Genomic DNA, 15826 nt, shown 5'->3' on the forward strand with positions numbered 1-15826 from the left:
CATGAACATCCGCCTTTCTCTGATTGCCGCTGCGGCGGCCCTGGTATCCTTCGGCAGCCACGCTGCATTAACCGAATCCAACCTGTCCCTTGCTGACGCACAGAAGCTGGCGAGCGCCGCGATTCAATCGTGTGCGGCGAAAAACTACAACGTCACGGTGACCGTGGTGGATCGTGCTGGTTTGGTGAAAGCGGTGCAGCGCATGGATAACGCCGGTCCGCACACCGTTGAAGCCAGCCAGATGAAAGCCTATACCGCGCTGAGCACCAAAAACCCAAGCGGTAAAGTGATGGAAGCCGCACAGAATAATGCTGGTGCGCAGAACATGCGTGATATTCCAGGCTTCCTGCTGCTGGCGGGCGGTGTGCCGGTGAAAAGCGGCGACCAGGTGATTGGCGCAATCGGCATCGGCGGCGCACCGGGCGGCCATTTGGATGAAGCCTGCGCGGTGGATGCGTTGAAAGTCATTCAGTAATACGCACCAGGTCGTCATTGATGGCGACCTGATTAGTTACGGCGCGACAGTGCAAAACAGATTAGCGGCATCGGCAAGTTAACAGCAGCAGTTCGACAAGCAACCGTGCCCGACCGCGTGCCTGTGACAGCATAATTAGACAGATAGCGATTGTCGGCGTTGAGGCAAGTAGTGCTAGCGAAAATCTATTGCGAAATCATACTAAAGGCCCGCCGCAACGGGCCAAAGGCGTTAAGCGAGGATGCGTTCAGCCCAGGATTCAATCTCGTCGCCGCTGCCGATATCCAGCTGCACCAAACCGTTGGTGATGAAGGTTGGTGAAACGTGGATACCGTTTTGCCGCGAGTATTTGCTGTGCCATTTGATCTCATTCTGCAGCTCGGCACGCAGAAAAGGTTCGCGCGCGTTAACGCCGCTGTATTGCTCCAGACGATCGAGAATCTGATTCGGCGTGGCATCCATATTCGGGCCGTGGCTGTGATCGGTAAACTCGAACTCTTCACGATGATCCGCCACCGCCTGCAGCACCTTTTTGGCGGCTGCTTTGCCCTCCGGCAAGGTTGAGGCGGCAAGGATGTAGCGCACAATCACGCCGGAATACATATGCCACGGCTGTGATTGCAAACGAATTTTTAATGTCATCTTCTCTTCGCCCACCCGTTGCAGCAACGCGTCCAGCTTGTTGAATGCGCGCACGGAGAACGGGCAGGTGGGTTCCAGAAATACCTCAAACACTTTCGGGCCGTGGCCCCAAACCAGCGGATCGGCGTGTAATGCGGTGGATTGGCTCATGGTCATTCCCTGTTGCAGCGATAAAGTTGTCTTACTTTGGCAAAGCGCGGCGCGAACAGCCAGCGTGGGCTTGTGCTTTTTTGTTACAAAGCCATTCGATCGCTGCAAATGTGGCGAAAGGAAAATCGTTTTATAGATCCGCGAGCTACAAGAAACTCAGCCTGCAACCGTCTTGCACAGAAAATAAGCGGCTATAGTTAATCCTGTTTCAATCTTCTTACTTGTAGCATTTTTGATTCATTTGCCTGGAGCCAAACGTTAAGAGCATCGAGGTTCAATGTGTTTGCCAATCTCTCCTGGAAAATCATTCATCAGGTTCTTAATGAAACCATTGCCGAGTTAATGGATGAACACCAAACGCTGGACGTTCCCACTTTGCGCGAGCGGCTGCTGGAGATGGCGGAAAGCGAATCCGATGAACTTATGGTGTTGTGTTACTGGCAAGCGAGCAAAGTGCTGACGCGCTTGCCGCCCACGGTGACCGCCAGCCAACTGATTGAAGAGGCGCGCGTCGCGTACCGCACGCCGCTTAATCACGATCCGCTTTAACCCTTGATGCTTTTCGGCGGTTTAATCGCGTTAAAGCGGCTAAGTGACGGATTAATGGTCAAGAGCGGGAAACACGCTCTGCTAGACTTGCCCTGTCAAAAACGTGGATACAGAGGACAGTAATGAAAATCAAAAGTTATGCCGCCTTGAACGCGGGTGAAGCGCTGGTGCCTCATGAGTATGAAGCCGGTGAACTGGCTGCTGAAGAGGTGCAGGTTGAGGTCGATTACTGCGGTGTTTGTCACTCAGATTTGTCGATGATTGATAACGAGTGGGGCATCTCCTCGTTCCCGGTGATTGCCGGCCACGAAGTGATTGGTCGCATCAGCGCGTTAGGCGATGCGGCGCAGAATAAAGGCTTGAAAGTGGGCCAGCGCGTGGGCATCGGCTGGACGGCGAAAAGCTGCCAGCACTGTAATGCCTGTATCAATGGCGAGCACGTTAACTGTGAGAACGGTTCGGTGCCAACCATCATGAACAAAGGCGGTTTTGCCAGCCATCTGCGCGCCGACTGGCAATGGGTGATCCCGCTGCCAGAAGCGATGGATTACACCTCGGCGGGTCCGCTGCTGTGTGGCGGCATCACCGTGTTCAAACCGCTGTTGATGCATCATGTCACCGCCACCAGCCGCGTCGGCGTGATCGGCATCGGCGGCCTGGGCCACATGGCGATTAAATTGCTGCGTGCAATGGGTGCGGAAGTGACGGCATTCAGCTCCAACGCCAGCAAAACCGAATCAATCAAAGCGATGGGTGCGGACCGCGTGGTAAATAGCCGCGACCCGCAGGCGCTGAATGCGCTGGCCGGTCAGTTTGATTTGATCATCAGCACGGTGGCGGTGGATCTTGACTGGGCACCGTACTTCCAGGCGCTGGCTCCGCACGGTAAATTCCACACCGTCGGCGCAGTGATGAAGCCTTTTGAAGTGCCGGCGTTCAGCCTGATTATGGGCGATCGCGCGGTGACCGGTTCCTCTACCGGTTCGCCAGGCCAGCTGCGTTCACTGATGAAACTGGCGTCGCGTGCGGATATCGCACCGCAGGTGGAAGAGTTCCCGATGTCTAAAATCAATGAAGCGCTGGATCACGTACGCGCGGGCAAAGCCAATTACCGCGTAGTGTTGAAAGCCGATTTTTAAATCTCAATGACCAGATCGCCATAAATGGCGATCTCAGGCCGTACGGTGCGCATTCCTGCGCACCGTTAAACTCCACGCACTTATCCCCGATCATCCTTTTCGCCGAGGAAGAAATACCACAGCGGAATCGACGTCAGCGCGGTAAATACCGTGGTGTACAACGCAATCATAAAGCCCTGCGTGATGTACATGGTCAGCGACCAATGGCTGAACGGAATGCCATATTGATCGATAACGCCGCCGATAATCGCATTGCTCATCACCGTGCCGACAATCAGCGCCAGGATAAACAAACCGCGCAGGAAGTAGCGCATCTCTTTACGCTTCACGGCAAATCGCGCGCGAATAATGCCCAGCGGAGATTGCTGTGAAGCCAACAGCGCGGCTTCATCGAGCGGTGCGCGTTGCTGTTTGCGCCAGCGCAGAATGTCCAGCAACAGGAACGCCAGCAAACTCGCGCCCATCACCGGCAGCGCATAACCCAGCGCCAGCGCCACCATTAACCAGGCACCTTTAGCGTAATGCGGTAACGCCATCCAGGTTTCGGTTAGGGTCTGTGCCGGATTCGCTTCGACATCTTTTGGCCGACGAATCCACCACATGCGATAACCGAACACGATCATGCTGCATAAACCCAGGCCAAAGAACGCCAGCAGCAGCTGATTGGGTAAACCAAACAGCACGCCCATATGCGCATCAACGCCCCAGCGCGTCAGCTTCGCCACCAGCGGGAAACGGGCAAAGTAGACGTGATCCACCACGCTAAAATCCTGCGGATTCACCGACACCGCATCAACTCGCGTAGGCCAGCTGCGATCGATCTCCGTCACCGCCCACGCGTTATCTGCGCTTTTCGGCTGACGCAGTTCGAGCTTCGCCGCGCTCAGTCCATCCTGACGCGCCGCATTCAGCACGCGATCCCAGTCGGCATCAGCGGCGTTATTGCGCGCCGGTTTGGCGGGCGCTGCCGTTGGTTTGGTCATCGACGACATCGGCATACTCATGCCCGGCATATCCCTATCCGGCATGTGATCGGCGTGCGGATTGGCCGGTGCAGCAGGCGCATCGCTGTTGAGCGAAGTATTCACCTGTGGCGTCAGCCAGTTCAGTTCGGTACGCATGCGATCGATATTACCGCCCGCCCACTGCGACCACGTCAGGCCGGTCACCGAGAAGAACACCAAACCGATCGCCAGCGTCAGACCGAGCGTAATGTGCCAGTGGCGGCTGAAGGCGAAACCGCTTCGCGGTTGCTTCAGCTTACGTTTCGGACGCGTTCCCAGCCACAGCACCACGCCGCCGAGAGCGGCCACCCACAGCCAGGACGCCGCCAGTTCGCTGTAGTTACGACCGAAATCGCCAAGCAGCAGGCTGCTGTGCAGTAAGTCGATGGTGGTGCGCAGCGGCAACACACCGCTGGTGCCGTAAACCGGCATATCGCCTTTCACTTTCAGGCTATAGGGATCGATAAACACCGCGCGCGACAGTGATGCACTGAGCGTGGCGTCGCTGAACTGCACGCGCGTGGTATCCGTTGCACCCGGCGCAGGACGCACCGCGTAGATGTGCTGGTTTTCGCCCGCATAGGCACGGGCCGCGCTGATTTGTGCCGACAGCGGCTGCGCGTTGCCTTGAGGTTCAGCGGTTAGCGCATCGGCATAAATCAGGTTTTCCAGCTGGGGCGTCAACACATAAAGCGTGCCGCTGAGCGCCGCAACAAAGATGAACGGGGCGACAAACAGACCAATATAAAAATGTAAGCGACGTAGCAAATTAAGCACCGCGCCGCGCGGTGCTGCAGAGTGAGCAGCAGACAAAGCCGTCTTCCTTCCAAAAAGAAATTGTCTTAGCACATCGCTCAGGCTGAGCGTGCGCTGCAATAAAAGAGGTCAGCAGGAAAGCGGTGCAGGCGGGGCGCGCGGACGATGAATGCTGCTAACGCGACGCACAATCGGCGCAACCACGTGGGGCAGCGGCGGGGCGCGCGAGATCACCATGATCAGCCAGATAAACGGAATAAACACCCACATCAGGAGCGGGACATGCACCAGCAGATCACAATAGCCGCAGGCAAACTCGCCGTCGTCCATCATGTGATGGCTCATGCCGGGCATCGGCATATCCGCCATCATCATTTCATGATGGCTCATTGAGCTATCCATCATGCTGTGCTGCGGCATCGCCAGCAGCTGGCTTTGACGCTCCATCAACGTTTTCGACACAATCGGCGCGACGAACAGCAGCAGCACCGCCACAATGGCGACGCAGGCAGTCAAACGCTGGCGGAAGTGATGTGTAAACGTCATGGTTGCTAGTGGATGATTCCGTAAATGAGGCGGAAGTGTAACGCGATTGACGTTGATGGGTTAAAAAAATAGAGGCTATTTAAGAAAAAATTCGCACCTTTTGAAAATAGTCACTTAAAGAGATGCGGCTGTTAACGTTAATGCAACCTGATAAAAACAGAGCGGAAACATAACATCGCGTCAGGAAATACCATTGATGACAAAGGTCAAGAGATGTACCATTCACCTGTACATGTTGGAGGTATTATGAACAAGTTTACTTATACCAGCGCCAGAGAGAATTTATCTCAGGTTTTGGACCAGGCGATTGCAGGCGAGGCCGTTGAAATTACTCGACGCAGCGGTGACTCAGCGGTTGTCATCAGCAAAGCCAGTTTCGAGGCGTATCGAAAAGCCGTACTGGATGCTGAATTCGCAGAGTTAATGGGTGAGTTTGATGCATCTAATAAAGCGTTAACAGATAGATGATTCACGTTTCTGCCGAGGAGGTTATCGCACTTCACGATTACCTTTTAAAGCGTTATGCCGGTGTTGCAGGAATGTCCGATCCCGGAAGAGCAGAAGCTATTGTTGCCCGCGTTATTAATCGTGAATATTACGAAGGGATTCAGGATATTTTTGAGCTTGCAGCAACCTATTGGGTGGCAATCTCACGCGGGCATATTTTTGCCGATGCGAATAAGAGAACCTCGCTTAACGTAACCATGTTGTTTTTAAAGCGTAATGGAATACGCGTACATGACCGGCCTGAATTAGTCGAATTGACGGTCATGGCAGCAACTGGCGAAGCCGGAGTGCCTTATCTGGCAAACCAATTGCGCGCATTCTTCGGATCGCACTAACCACATTGTCTAAAAAATCGATCTTCCCAATCGCTCGGTAAGTTTCTCCAGCAGCGCGGTGCCCGCTAAAGAGTTGCCCGAATGATCCAGCGCTGGCGACCAGACGGCGATACTCATGTCACCGGGGATCACCGCGACAATACCGCCGCCGACGCCAGACTTCGCTGGCATGCCCACGCGCCAGGCGAATTCCCCGGCACCATCGTACATGCCGCTGGTCATCATCAGCGCGTTGACCTGACGTGCCTGGCGCGGTGAGATCACCGCTGATTCATCATCCTGCGTGCGGCCATGATTGGCGAGATAGAGAAAGGTGCGCGCCAGTTCCTGGCAACTCATTGCCAGCGAGCAGTAGTGAAAATAGGTTTCCATCACTTTGCTGACATCGTTATGGAAGTTGCCGAAGGATTTCATCAGCCAGGCGATAGCAGCGTTGCGCGCTGAATGTTCGTATTCGGAGCGCGCGACGACGCGGTCGTAATGAATGTCATTTTGCTGCGCCAGACGACGCACAATTTCCAGCATGCGCTGGCGTGGTGCTGTCAGGCGGCTTTCCAGCAGATCGCACATCACCAGCGCACCGGCATTGATAAACGGATTACGCGGTTTGCCCTGTTCCAGCTCCAGCTGCACCAGCGAGTTAAATGCCTGGCCGGACGGCTCTTTACCGACGCGCTGCCAGATTTCGCCCTCTTCATACAAGGTAAGCGCCACGCTGAGCGACAGCACTTTGGAGATCGACTGGATGGAGAAGCGCGTCGCGGCATCGCCCGCCTGAAAACAGCGTCCGTCGGGCGTGCAAATGGCGATGCCGAGCTGATCGGCATCCACGCCGGCCAGCGCCGGAATGTAATCCGCCACCTTTCCCTGCTGGGTGAGCGGACGAACTTCGCTGACAATCTCTTCTAGCAATGCATTACTGAGTTCCGACACCTTCACACTCCGTGTAACCAATATTGGCCAGGATGATGGTGATTTGCGCGCAGCGCGTCAATCGGCGGCGCAAAATTCTGTGAGCCTTCTGGGTGAAGCCTGCGTTACAGTGCGGGCTGATTTCATTAAATGTCGAGCCCGCGCGATGATAACTAACCTGTTTCGCGATTTCCCCGCCGCCGCACAGAACGGCAACGCAGAGACGTTTGAAGCGCTGCTGACGCAGCCCAATCTGCATATTGAACGCATCGTTTCTACCGGACAAGCCAGTCCGCCCGATTTCTGGTACTGCCAGACGCAAGGGGAATGGGTGCTGGTGTTACAAGGATCGGCAGGATTGCAGCTGGAAGGGGAAACGCAGGGGCGTCACTTGCAGGTCTGTGATTTTGTCGAGATCCCAGCTGGCTGCCGCCATCGCGTCAACTGGACCGACAGCAAGGGCCCAACGGTGTGGCTCGCGGTGCATTACGGTGCGATTCCAGTTAGCACAATCTGAAGTGAGAACCTCATCACATGCGAAAAATTCATTCCATGATATAAAATATGGAAAATTTATTTCAAATTGAGAGGATTCTATCATGTCATCGCTGCCGTCCTTAGAAACCTTGCAGCAGCAGGAAGCCGAGCATCGTTTACCGCAGTTTGATTTCGATTTAGCGTGGCAAATCGGCCAAAGCATCCAGCAGCGCGCGCGTGAAGACAATGCGCCTGTGGCTATCGAAGTCTATGCGTTTGGTCAGGTGCTGTTTCTGGCGGCGTTGCCAGGATCCGCCCCAGAAAATCTGGAATGGATGCGTCGTAAGCGTAATACCGTGCTGTTGACCGGCCACTCTTCGATGTATGTGGGGCTTATGAATGAACAGAAGGGCGAGCGTATGGCGCAGCAGCGCAATATCCGCCAGGAAGATTACACCGATCACGGTGGTTCTTTCCCGCTGCTCACTGCTCAGGGCGCGATCATTGGTGCAGTCACCATCAGCGGTTTACCGTCTGCAGACGATCATGCGTTAGCGCTGTGGGGGATTACTCAGCTGCTGCGCTGATGGATTTATAAAAAAGATCGCCATAAATGGCGTAATGCCTGGCTGTTAAGCGCCATATCACATTACCGCACCTTCCGTAGCGGCGCGATTTATCGCGCAATAAATTGCGCCGCTACAGTGTGTGCTCTCGGTAATGAGGGTTTTTCATGTCTTAACTGACGAACATTACGCCATAAATGGCAACCCTTGTATCCTGAAAGTGTTGCTGGTTAGCGACCAGCAACGACGCTGAAAGGTAACCAGAAGCTCGGTGAAGAAACGCTATTTCATCACCAGTACTTTCAGCTTAGCGCCTGCGCCGGTGGCTTTGCGCAGATCGGCGACCTGGCTGGCTTTCACCTCGGTAGCCTGATTACCCCACGAATTCCTCACGTAGTTCAGTACATCTGCCATCTCCTGATCGTTAAGCTTCCAGGAGAATGCCGGCATGCCCGCGGACGTTGGTCGGTCTGCGGTGTGCGGCGCGCGGGCACCGTCCAGCAATGCGTGGATCATGTTGGTGGGATCGTTCTGCATCGCGCCATTGCCGGCAAAAGCGGGCACCATGCCGGTGATACCTTCACCCGACAACCCGTGACACGCCGAGCAATCCACTTCATAGCGCAGTGCGGCCCGATCGTGACGCGTTTTATCCATCACGAATCCGGCGGCTTGCGGCGTGGAAGAAGCCGGTAAGCTGCGCAGATAAGTGGCGATAGCGTGCAAATCACGATCGTTAAAATATTGCGTCGAGTGCTCGACCGCTTCGGCCATTGGACCCGCCGCCACGCTTGCACCGTTCGAACCGGTTTTCAGGTAGTCAGCGATCTGCGCGTCGCTCCATTTGCCAATGCCAGCATGAGGATTCGGCGTAATATCCGGCGCGTACCAGCTTCCCAGATTGCCACCTTGCAGATATTGGCTACTGATTTCGCCGCCCAGCGCGTTGCGCGCGGTGTGACAGACGCTGCAGTGCGCCGGACCATCAACAATATACTTGCCGCGATTCCACTCATCATTCTGCGCGGTTTGCTGCTTGAACGCGCTGTTATCGAAGAACAACAGGTTCCAGCCAGCCATTGCCAGGCGAATGTTGTAGGGGAAATTCATGCCCGCATTTTCATCGATGGCGTTGTGCACCGGTTTTTGTGCCGAAAAATAGGCCCAAAGATCGTGCATATCATCATCGCTCATCTGTGTATAAGCGGTGTACGGCATCGCCGGATAGAGGAAGCCGTGTTCGCCGCGTCCCTGACGCACCGCGTTAAAGAAATCGCGCTCGGTCATGTTGCCGATGCCGGTTTCACGATCCGGCGAAATGTTCGAGGTTTGCAGCGCGCCAAAAGGCGTATCGATTGTGTAGCCGCCGGAGAAGTCCGCATTGTGACAGGCGGCACAGTCGGCGAGGCGCATCACGTATTCACCGCGTTTAATAGCGGCATCGTCATTGCTGTGGAAATCGGCCAACTGCACGTTGTCGTCGGCAACGTTTGAGCGCGCGCTGTCTAACACCACCCACAAACGGCCCGACGCCGCGATGCCCGCAATCACCGCCAATGCGGCGAGCGTGTAGGTAATTTTCTTTGCTTTCGCCATGATTACGCCCCCACCAGCGGTGCCGGATTATGGATGTACTTCTGGTGGATCGCTTGTGCAGCACGCACCGCCAGCGCACCAATGGTGATGGTCGGGTTATAACCACCGTTGTTCGGGAAGGCGGATGCGCCGACCACAAACAGGTTGTGCGCATCCCAGCTTTGCAGATAGGGATTGAGTGCGGAGGTGCTGGGATCGCTGCCCATCACCGCGCCACCAATGGTGTGCGAGCTGTGCTGCTGGTACGGATTCCAGCTCTTCTCCGCCTGGTTATCCACCACGATATGCTGGCCGCCGGTCTCTTTCATGATGTCGATGGCGCGATCGGTAACGAATTTCGCCATGCGCACATCGTTCTGGTTCCAGTCGAACGTGGTGCGGATCAGCGGCTGGCCGTGACGATCTTTGTAGTTGGGATCGAGATCGAGATAGGCTTCGCGCATCGGCATCGAGGTGCCCTGACAGAAGATGGTACCGGCGGTTTGGTAATCGCGCTTGTAGCCCGCTTTCCACTCGCTGCCCCAGCGTTTGGTGCCGGGACGCAGGCCGTTCATGTTCTGAATTGGACGACCGTTGGTGGAGAAGCCCATGATGCCCGCGCCGCCGATGAAATCGAGATCGCTGTGGTCGAAGTTATCGCCGTTGAAGTCATCAATCTGCACCGCCAATGCGCCGCCGCCGATGAACGGGTTCATAAATTCGTTATCGAAGAAGCCGGTGACGCTGGAGCAGGTTTGATAGTTGTAGTTACGGCCAATGGTGCCGCGACCGGTCAGCGGATCGTATTGTTCACCCACGCCGGAGAGCAGCATCAGACGCACGTTATCCATCTGATAAGCGGTGATGCAGACGATATCAGCCGGCTGGAAGCCCTCCACACCATCTTGGGTGATAAATTTCACACCTTTCACCGTTTTACCGTCGTCATGCTTTACGGCGTGCAACACTTCCGTTTCGGTCAGCAGCGTGAAGTTTGGACGGCGCATCAACACCGGCAAAATGCACGCTTGCGGCGATGACTTGGAGAAGTTGCCGCAGCCGTGGAAGTCGCAGAAGCCGCAATAGGTGCACGGACCCATGCTGACGCCGAGCGGATTGACATAAGCTTGCGACAGGTTGCCGGCAGGCACCGTGAACGGGTGATACCCCATGCTTTCGGTAGTTTTGCGATACTTGCTCATCCAGTGCGTATCTTTCAGCGGCGGGGTTGGATAGTCGCGCGAACGTGGGCCTTCAAAGATATTGCCGCCTTTTTGTGGCTGGCCGTTGAGATTGCCCGCGATACCGGAAGTGCCCGCAATACGCTCGAAGCGATCGTAGAACGGCGCCATTTCGTCGTAGGTCACGCCCCAATCCTGCAGCTGCAAACCCTGCATCTTTTTCGCGCCGTAACGTTCGCGGGTTTGCTTCGCCACTTCAAAATCCCACGGCGTAAAGCGCCATGACATGCCGGCCCAGTGCGTGCCTGCACCGCCGACGTTCCAGCCAAATTGAAACGCCGACCAGTTACGTACCGGCGCTGCCAGCTGATCGCTGCGGTTGCGGAAGGTGGTGGTTTCCACGCTCATCGGCTGCAGGATTTTGCGGCGCGTGTGGAAACGCAGTTCATCGGCATCAATGGCGACCGGGAAATCGGTCGAGGTATCGCGCCAGGCACCGCGTTCAATGGCGACCACGTTAAGTCCCGCGCGGGTTAGCTCTTCCGCCATCACCGAACCGGCCCAACCTAAGCCGACGATGACCACGTCAGCTTTATTTCTTACTAATGACATTGACTAAGCTCCGGCTATTTAATCGTTAGGAATGAGGCTGACGGGAATAAGCGCCAGATTTTCGTTGCGGCGTTCGATATAAGGGCGATAGTCATAGCGTGCGCCGGGAAAACCGATCATCTTCCAACCCACCATATTTTTATTTCCGCCATAAATCGGATCCGCTAAATAGCTTTCACGCGCGTTTTGCAGCATTAATTCAAACAGCGCCTGGCTATTCACGTCTTTTCCTAAATCGATCTTGCCGTCTTCCATTGCTGTCAGGAATGTATCGATCTGTTCAGCTGATAAGGTATGTAATGAAGCCTGATGCTGTTGCTGCGCCCACTTTTCCAGCGCGGCTAAACCGGTTAAGTAGCGCGCTTTTGGCGGGGTAAGAAATTGCGGGCTGCCCATCAATGCCGCTTCATTTTCCGGATGCAGCGGCGCCTGCAAATAGAGCGCCGCGCCAGAGCCATAATCACCGGCTAACTGGTTATCGAGGAACTCAATCGCGCCCGCTTCACTGGCGGACGGGCCAAGGTCATCGGCGGGGATTAGGCGGTCAAAGATGGCTGCCAGATTCTGGCGATCCAGCGGATTGGTGAGCACCTGATAACCATCTTGCCATGCCGGTTGCGGCAGGTGATCGGTGCTGAGTTGGGTTTCCAGCGGGACATTGTGCAGCTCTTTCGCCCGTAGCTGCGGCGCGACAGCGAGGGATGCCACAATTCCACTGAGCGAAAAGAGCGCTTCTCTTCGGTTCATACTTTTTATCCCTTAAACTTCAACAGATGAATATTGACAGAGCACGACGTTCAGATATTTCAGACGCAATGACCGTGCGCAAATAGCGCGCAGGCGCTAGCGACGAATCTGCGTTCGTTATTGTTCTTTTCAGAGGTAGGGTAAATATACGGTCGCCATTTATGGTGATCGTATTTACGGGAAACCCGTTTATCGGGCTCCCTTTATGTTAATGAATAAATTTATTCATATCTTCATAGCAGTGACGCGAAATATCCCACAGATCGTCTTCCCAGTTTTGCGGGCTTAATAGTTCCGGTGACCAAACGCCGTCGTAGCCGGTAGCTTTTACCGCCGCCACCCAGGCGGCAATATCCACATCGCCCTGGCCTGGTGCGTAGTCGCGCTGTACCCACTCATCCCAGGCTTCACCCGGCTTGGCCGCGCGGCCATCGCAGAAATGCACGCCGTAAATCAGATCTTTATCCATGCGCGCCACTTCAGCAGGCGTGGTGCCGCCGCCGGCATGCAGGTGCCAGAAATCCACCACCACGCCAAGATTGTCTTTGCCGCTCTGTTTAATCAGATCCAGCGCGTGTTGCAGCGAATTGAACGCGGTGAAGGCGACGACTTCAATCTGGAATTTAATGCCGTGTGGTGCGCCGATATCGGCGATGGCGGAGATATTCTCCAGCAGGATGGCATCACGCTCGGCGGCGGAAAGATGATCGAGTTCGGTCAGCGCCATGATTTGCACCACCGGACAACGCAGTTCCACCGCGGCCTGGCAGATTTTTTCCGCTTCGCGCAGCAGCTCAGCTCGCGCTTCCGGCTCATGGCGGCCAATACGTTTCAGCGCATTGATGCAGGTAATATCGACGCTGTATTTCGCCATCAGATCGCGGTAGGCAGCATAGCTGCCACCGTTATCCAGATAGCGATACAGATGTTCTGGCAGGATCTCCAGCCCGCTAAAGCCAGTCTCATGGGCGATGCGTAACTGAGTGACGGCATTGCTGTACCAAACAGACACGCCATGCAACGACAACTTCATCTCTCCTCCTTGTTACCTCACGGCTTCAGGTGAGAGCGTCGAATACGCAATTCTCCCTGAGACCAAACGCCACCCGGAGTGGCACGTTCATCAATCAGCCGGTTCAGGGCTTCAGTGATGATCAAATCAATACGCTGGCTGAAGGTGGTGAGCTGCCAGCTGGGCAAGCTGGCTTCATCGATGTCATCGAAACCCACCACCGCCATGAATTTGTTGCCTGCACCTTCGCGCAAGGCCGCCAGCGCGCCGAGCGCCAGCACATCGTTTTCGCAAAACAGCGCTTCAACCCGCTGATCGGGCGCGTGCGCATTGAGATACTCAGTCAGCGCCGCGTAGCTGCGTTCGCGGGCGTATTCACCGGCGGTGAGCAGCACTTCCAGCGCCAGGCCAGCTTGGTTCAGCGCAAGTTGCAGACCTTCCAAACGCAGCGTGTGATGGCTGCTGGTGGCCGGGCCCATCATGTACCCGATGCGCGTATAACCTTGCGCCAGCAGCAGTTCGCCCAGCTGTTTGCCCGCCTGCAAGCCGTCGATATTGACCACTTCAATATCCGGCTCGTCATTGTTACGGCACACCTGCACCAGCGGAATGTGGTGCATTTCACGCGCCACGGCGACCAGCTCATCACTCAGCACCGTGCCGAGAAACAGCATGCCATCGACCTGCAGCTGATCGGCCAGCGACAGCACCGCGCGGTAGTTTTCACCGCTACCAATATTCAGCAGCAGCGCCATGTAGCCGCGCTGCTGTAGCTGGCGGGTGACGGTGTCGAGCATCAGCATCGAGTGCGGATTTTTCAGCTCGTCGATCACCACGCCAATAATCTGTGTCTTCTTCTGCGACAGGCTGCGGGCCAGCAGGTTAGGGCGATAACCCAGCTCGGTGGCAATCGCGATTACGCGTTCGCGCGCTTTCTCGGAAATTGACGCGCCGGGCGTAAAGGCACGCGATACCGTCCATTTCGAGACGCCAGCCAGTCTTGCCACATCGCTGGCGGTGGCTTTGTGAGATTTTGCGGTTGGTTTACTCATAGCACCTGCATAGGGGAAAAAGCGGAGACCCCCAGCATTGAACGTGAAACCCAACGGAAAATAAACACCTAAGCGCACGCAATTGGCGTAAAGCGCGACAAATAACCCTATTTTTAGGATGTTGCGATTATGTTTGATCTTTGCACCCGATTGCAACGTTTTTTGCAATCGGGTGCATTTCATTAACTTTTTGTGATCGATTTCGCTGATTTGCACTTTGCCAGATTGACTAAAAAGTCGTCTTAGCTGACATTTTGCTCACCACTACCAAGCAAATCTCATTTTTATCTAACGTGTGTCGCTTAATTTGCACCCGGTAGCAAATAGTAAAACAGCTAAAATTTAATCTCTGACCTCTTACCTCAAACCATTTTGCACCCGAGTGCAAAATAAACAGGAGTTGTTATGCTCATCGGTGAAAAGAGTATTCCACGCCCACTGCGCTGGGCCATGATCGGTGGCGGCCGTCTCAGCCAGGTGGGTTATAAACACCGTTGCGGTGCGCTGCGTGATAACACGGCGTATCAGATGGTGGCCAGCGCCTTTGATATCGATGCCGAGCGTGGTCGCGATTTCGGTGTCAACTTAGGGCTCGATGCGGATCGCTGCTACGCCACTTATCAGCAGCTGCTGGCCGAAGAGGCGAAGCGTGAAGATGGCGTTGAAGTGGTGTCCATCGCCACGCCAAACGGCACTCATTTTGAGATCACCAAAGCGGCATTGAATGCCGGTATTCACGTCATTTGTGAAAAGCCGCTGTTCTTCACTACCGCTGAAGCGCTGGAAGTTAAAGCATTAGCGGCGGAAAAAGGGCTGATCGTTGGCGTGACCTACGGTTTCTCCGGCCATCCGCTGCTGATGCAGATGCGGGCGATGATCGCCAACGGCGAAATTGGTGATGTGCGCATGGTGGAGCTGCAATACACCCACGGCTTCAGCGCTAATGACAGCGCCGACAAATTTAGCGAAGCGCAAAAATGGCGCGTCGATCCTAAGATTGCCGGTCCGTCTTTTGTGCTCGGCGATATCTCGACGCACACCTTCTACATCTCCCAGCTGGTGTTGCCAGAACTGAAAGTGAAATCGCTGCTGTGCGATCGCCAAAGCTTCATTCCCTCGCGCGCGCCGTTGGAAGATAACGCCATGGTGCTGATGCATTACGACAACGGCGCGGTAGGGCGCATGTGGGCCTCATCAATTAATGCCGGTTCGATGGACAGCCAAAGTATTCGCGTGATTGGTTCGCGCGCCAGTCTGGAGTGGAGCGACTACAACCCAGGCGAGCTGAAATATGAAGTGCAGGGCCAGCCGAATCAGATTATGCATCACGGCATGCCGTACCTGCATGAAAGCGCCCTGGCCGATGAACGCCTGGGCGCGCTGCACACTGAAGGCCTGGCGGAATCCTGGGCCAATATCTATCTGAAATTTGCTATCGCCATCCACGCCACCCAACAGGGCGACCAAACCACGCTTGATAACCTGATCTATCCCGATATTAACGCCGGAATTGAAGGTGTGCGCTGGATTGAAAACTGCGTGCGTTCTGCGGACAACGGCGCGAGCTGGGTTAACTACGAATAAGGATT

Annotated in this window: 17 protein-coding genes; 8 read left to right on the forward strand and 9 right to left on the reverse strand. The window is 55.2% G+C overall.

The window, feature by feature from the left end:
- Position 1: 1 nt before the first annotated feature.
- Positions 2 to 475: a heme-binding protein gene (locus Q3H59_RS21775; RefSeq protein WP_192414724.1), complete on the forward strand. Its 474-nt coding sequence runs from the start codon at positions 2 to 4 to the stop codon at positions 473 to 475.
- A 231-nt stretch (positions 476 to 706) separates the two neighbouring features.
- On the opposite strand, the gene Q3H59_RS21780 is transcribed toward Q3H59_RS21775, so the two are convergent.
- Positions 707 to 1267, reverse strand: a complete 561-nt coding sequence (locus tag Q3H59_RS21780; RefSeq protein ID WP_217547695.1) for a thioredoxin — start codon at positions 1265 to 1267, stop codon at positions 707 to 709.
- 279 nt (positions 1268 to 1546) lie between these two features.
- Between Q3H59_RS21780 and Q3H59_RS21785 the strand changes: the two genes are divergently transcribed.
- Both Q3H59_RS21785 and Q3H59_RS21790 read left to right on the forward strand, forming a co-directional pair.
- Positions 1547 to 1816 carry a hypothetical protein gene (locus tag Q3H59_RS21785; protein ID WP_101761136.1) on the forward strand — a complete coding sequence of 90 codons (270 nt, stop codon included), beginning with the start codon at positions 1547 to 1549 and terminating at the stop codon, positions 1814 to 1816.
- A gap of 122 nt (positions 1817 to 1938) precedes the next feature.
- Positions 1939 to 2955 carry an NAD(P)-dependent alcohol dehydrogenase gene (locus Q3H59_RS21790; protein ID WP_008108001.1) on the forward strand — a complete coding sequence of 339 codons (1017 nt, stop codon included), beginning with the start codon at positions 1939 to 1941 and terminating at the stop codon, positions 2953 to 2955.
- A gap of 80 nt (positions 2956 to 3035) precedes the next feature.
- On the opposite strand, the gene Q3H59_RS21795 is transcribed toward Q3H59_RS21790, so the two are convergent.
- Together Q3H59_RS21795 and Q3H59_RS21800 are read right to left on the reverse strand one after the other, a co-directional pair.
- Positions 3036 to 4772, reverse strand: a complete 1737-nt coding sequence (locus Q3H59_RS21795) for a DUF2534 family protein (protein ID WP_309837225.1) — start codon at positions 4770 to 4772, stop codon at positions 3036 to 3038.
- Positions 4773 to 4844: 72 nt separating this feature from the next.
- The gene (locus Q3H59_RS21800) at positions 4845 to 5261 is read right to left on the reverse strand and encodes a DUF2946 domain-containing protein (protein ID WP_137387179.1); all 417 of its coding nucleotides are present in this window, start codon (positions 5259 to 5261) and stop codon (positions 4845 to 4847) included.
- A 246-nt stretch (positions 5262 to 5507) separates the two neighbouring features.
- Between Q3H59_RS21800 and Q3H59_RS21805 the strand changes: the two genes are divergently transcribed.
- Both Q3H59_RS21805 and Q3H59_RS21810 read left to right on the forward strand, forming a co-directional pair.
- The gene (locus tag Q3H59_RS21805) at positions 5508 to 5729 is read left to right on the forward strand and encodes a type II toxin-antitoxin system Phd/YefM family antitoxin (RefSeq protein ID WP_110867236.1); all 222 of its coding nucleotides are present in this window, start codon (positions 5508 to 5510) and stop codon (positions 5727 to 5729) included.
- Positions 5726 to 6103: a type II toxin-antitoxin system death-on-curing family toxin gene (locus tag Q3H59_RS21810; protein WP_271460590.1), complete on the forward strand. Its 378-nt coding sequence runs from the start codon at positions 5726 to 5728 to the stop codon at positions 6101 to 6103. The genes Q3H59_RS21805 and Q3H59_RS21810 overlap by 4 nt, the downstream gene beginning before the upstream one ends.
- A 9-nt stretch (positions 6104 to 6112) precedes the next feature.
- On the opposite strand, the gene glsB is transcribed toward Q3H59_RS21810, so the two are convergent.
- Complete coding sequence (glsB, locus tag Q3H59_RS21815; RefSeq protein WP_280173284.1) at positions 6113 to 7036, reverse strand: glutaminase B; 924 nt, start codon at positions 7034 to 7036, stop codon at positions 6113 to 6115.
- 145 nt (positions 7037 to 7181) lie between these two features.
- On the opposite strand from glsB, the gene Q3H59_RS21820 reads away from it, so the two are divergent.
- Entirely contained in the window at positions 7182 to 7532 is a 351-nt protein-coding gene (locus tag Q3H59_RS21820; RefSeq protein WP_309837231.1) for a cupin domain-containing protein, read from the forward strand.
- Positions 7533 to 7614: 82 nt separating this feature from the next.
- Positions 7615 to 8079, forward strand: a complete 465-nt coding sequence (locus Q3H59_RS21825; RefSeq protein WP_210080080.1) for a heme-degrading domain-containing protein — start codon at positions 7615 to 7617, stop codon at positions 8077 to 8079.
- Positions 8080 to 8340: 261 nt separating this feature from the next.
- On the opposite strand, the gene Q3H59_RS21830 is transcribed toward Q3H59_RS21825, so the two are convergent.
- The 5 genes from Q3H59_RS21830 to Q3H59_RS21850 all read right to left on the reverse strand — a co-directional run bounded on the left by Q3H59_RS21830 (position 8341) and on the right by Q3H59_RS21850 (position 14237).
- Positions 8341 to 9654: a cytochrome c gene (locus Q3H59_RS21830; protein WP_309837232.1), complete on the reverse strand. Its 1314-nt coding sequence runs from the start codon at positions 9652 to 9654 to the stop codon at positions 8341 to 8343.
- A gap of 2 nt (positions 9655 to 9656) precedes the next feature.
- The gene (locus Q3H59_RS21835) at positions 9657 to 11426 is read right to left on the reverse strand and encodes a GMC family oxidoreductase (protein ID WP_101761127.1); all 1770 of its coding nucleotides are present in this window, start codon (positions 11424 to 11426) and stop codon (positions 9657 to 9659) included.
- An 18-nt stretch (positions 11427 to 11444) separates the two neighbouring features.
- On the reverse strand, positions 11445 to 12173 hold the full coding sequence (locus Q3H59_RS21840; RefSeq protein ID WP_137387185.1) for a gluconate 2-dehydrogenase subunit 3 family protein: 729 nt from the start codon (positions 12171 to 12173) through the stop codon (positions 11445 to 11447).
- 208 nt (positions 12174 to 12381) lie between these two features.
- The gene (locus Q3H59_RS21845) at positions 12382 to 13206 is read right to left on the reverse strand and encodes a sugar phosphate isomerase/epimerase family protein (RefSeq protein WP_309837236.1); all 825 of its coding nucleotides are present in this window, start codon (positions 13204 to 13206) and stop codon (positions 12382 to 12384) included.
- 17 nt (positions 13207 to 13223) lie between these two features.
- Positions 13224 to 14237, reverse strand: coding sequence for a LacI family DNA-binding transcriptional regulator (locus Q3H59_RS21850; protein WP_110867234.1), 1014 nt, complete (start codon positions 14235 to 14237; stop codon positions 13224 to 13226).
- Positions 14238 to 14642: 405 nt separating this feature from the next.
- Here Q3H59_RS21850 and Q3H59_RS21855 point away from each other — a divergent pair, with 405 nt between their 5' ends.
- Positions 14643 to 15821: a Gfo/Idh/MocA family protein gene (locus tag Q3H59_RS21855; protein WP_277975136.1), complete on the forward strand. Its 1179-nt coding sequence runs from the start codon at positions 14643 to 14645 to the stop codon at positions 15819 to 15821.
- The last annotated feature ends 5 nt before the right edge of the window (positions 15822 to 15826 follow it).

Source organism: Pantoea sp. SORGH_AS_0659 (genome assembly GCF_031453915.1).
Taxonomy (GTDB): Bacteria; Pseudomonadota; Gammaproteobacteria; order Enterobacterales; family Enterobacteriaceae; genus Pantoea; species Pantoea leporis.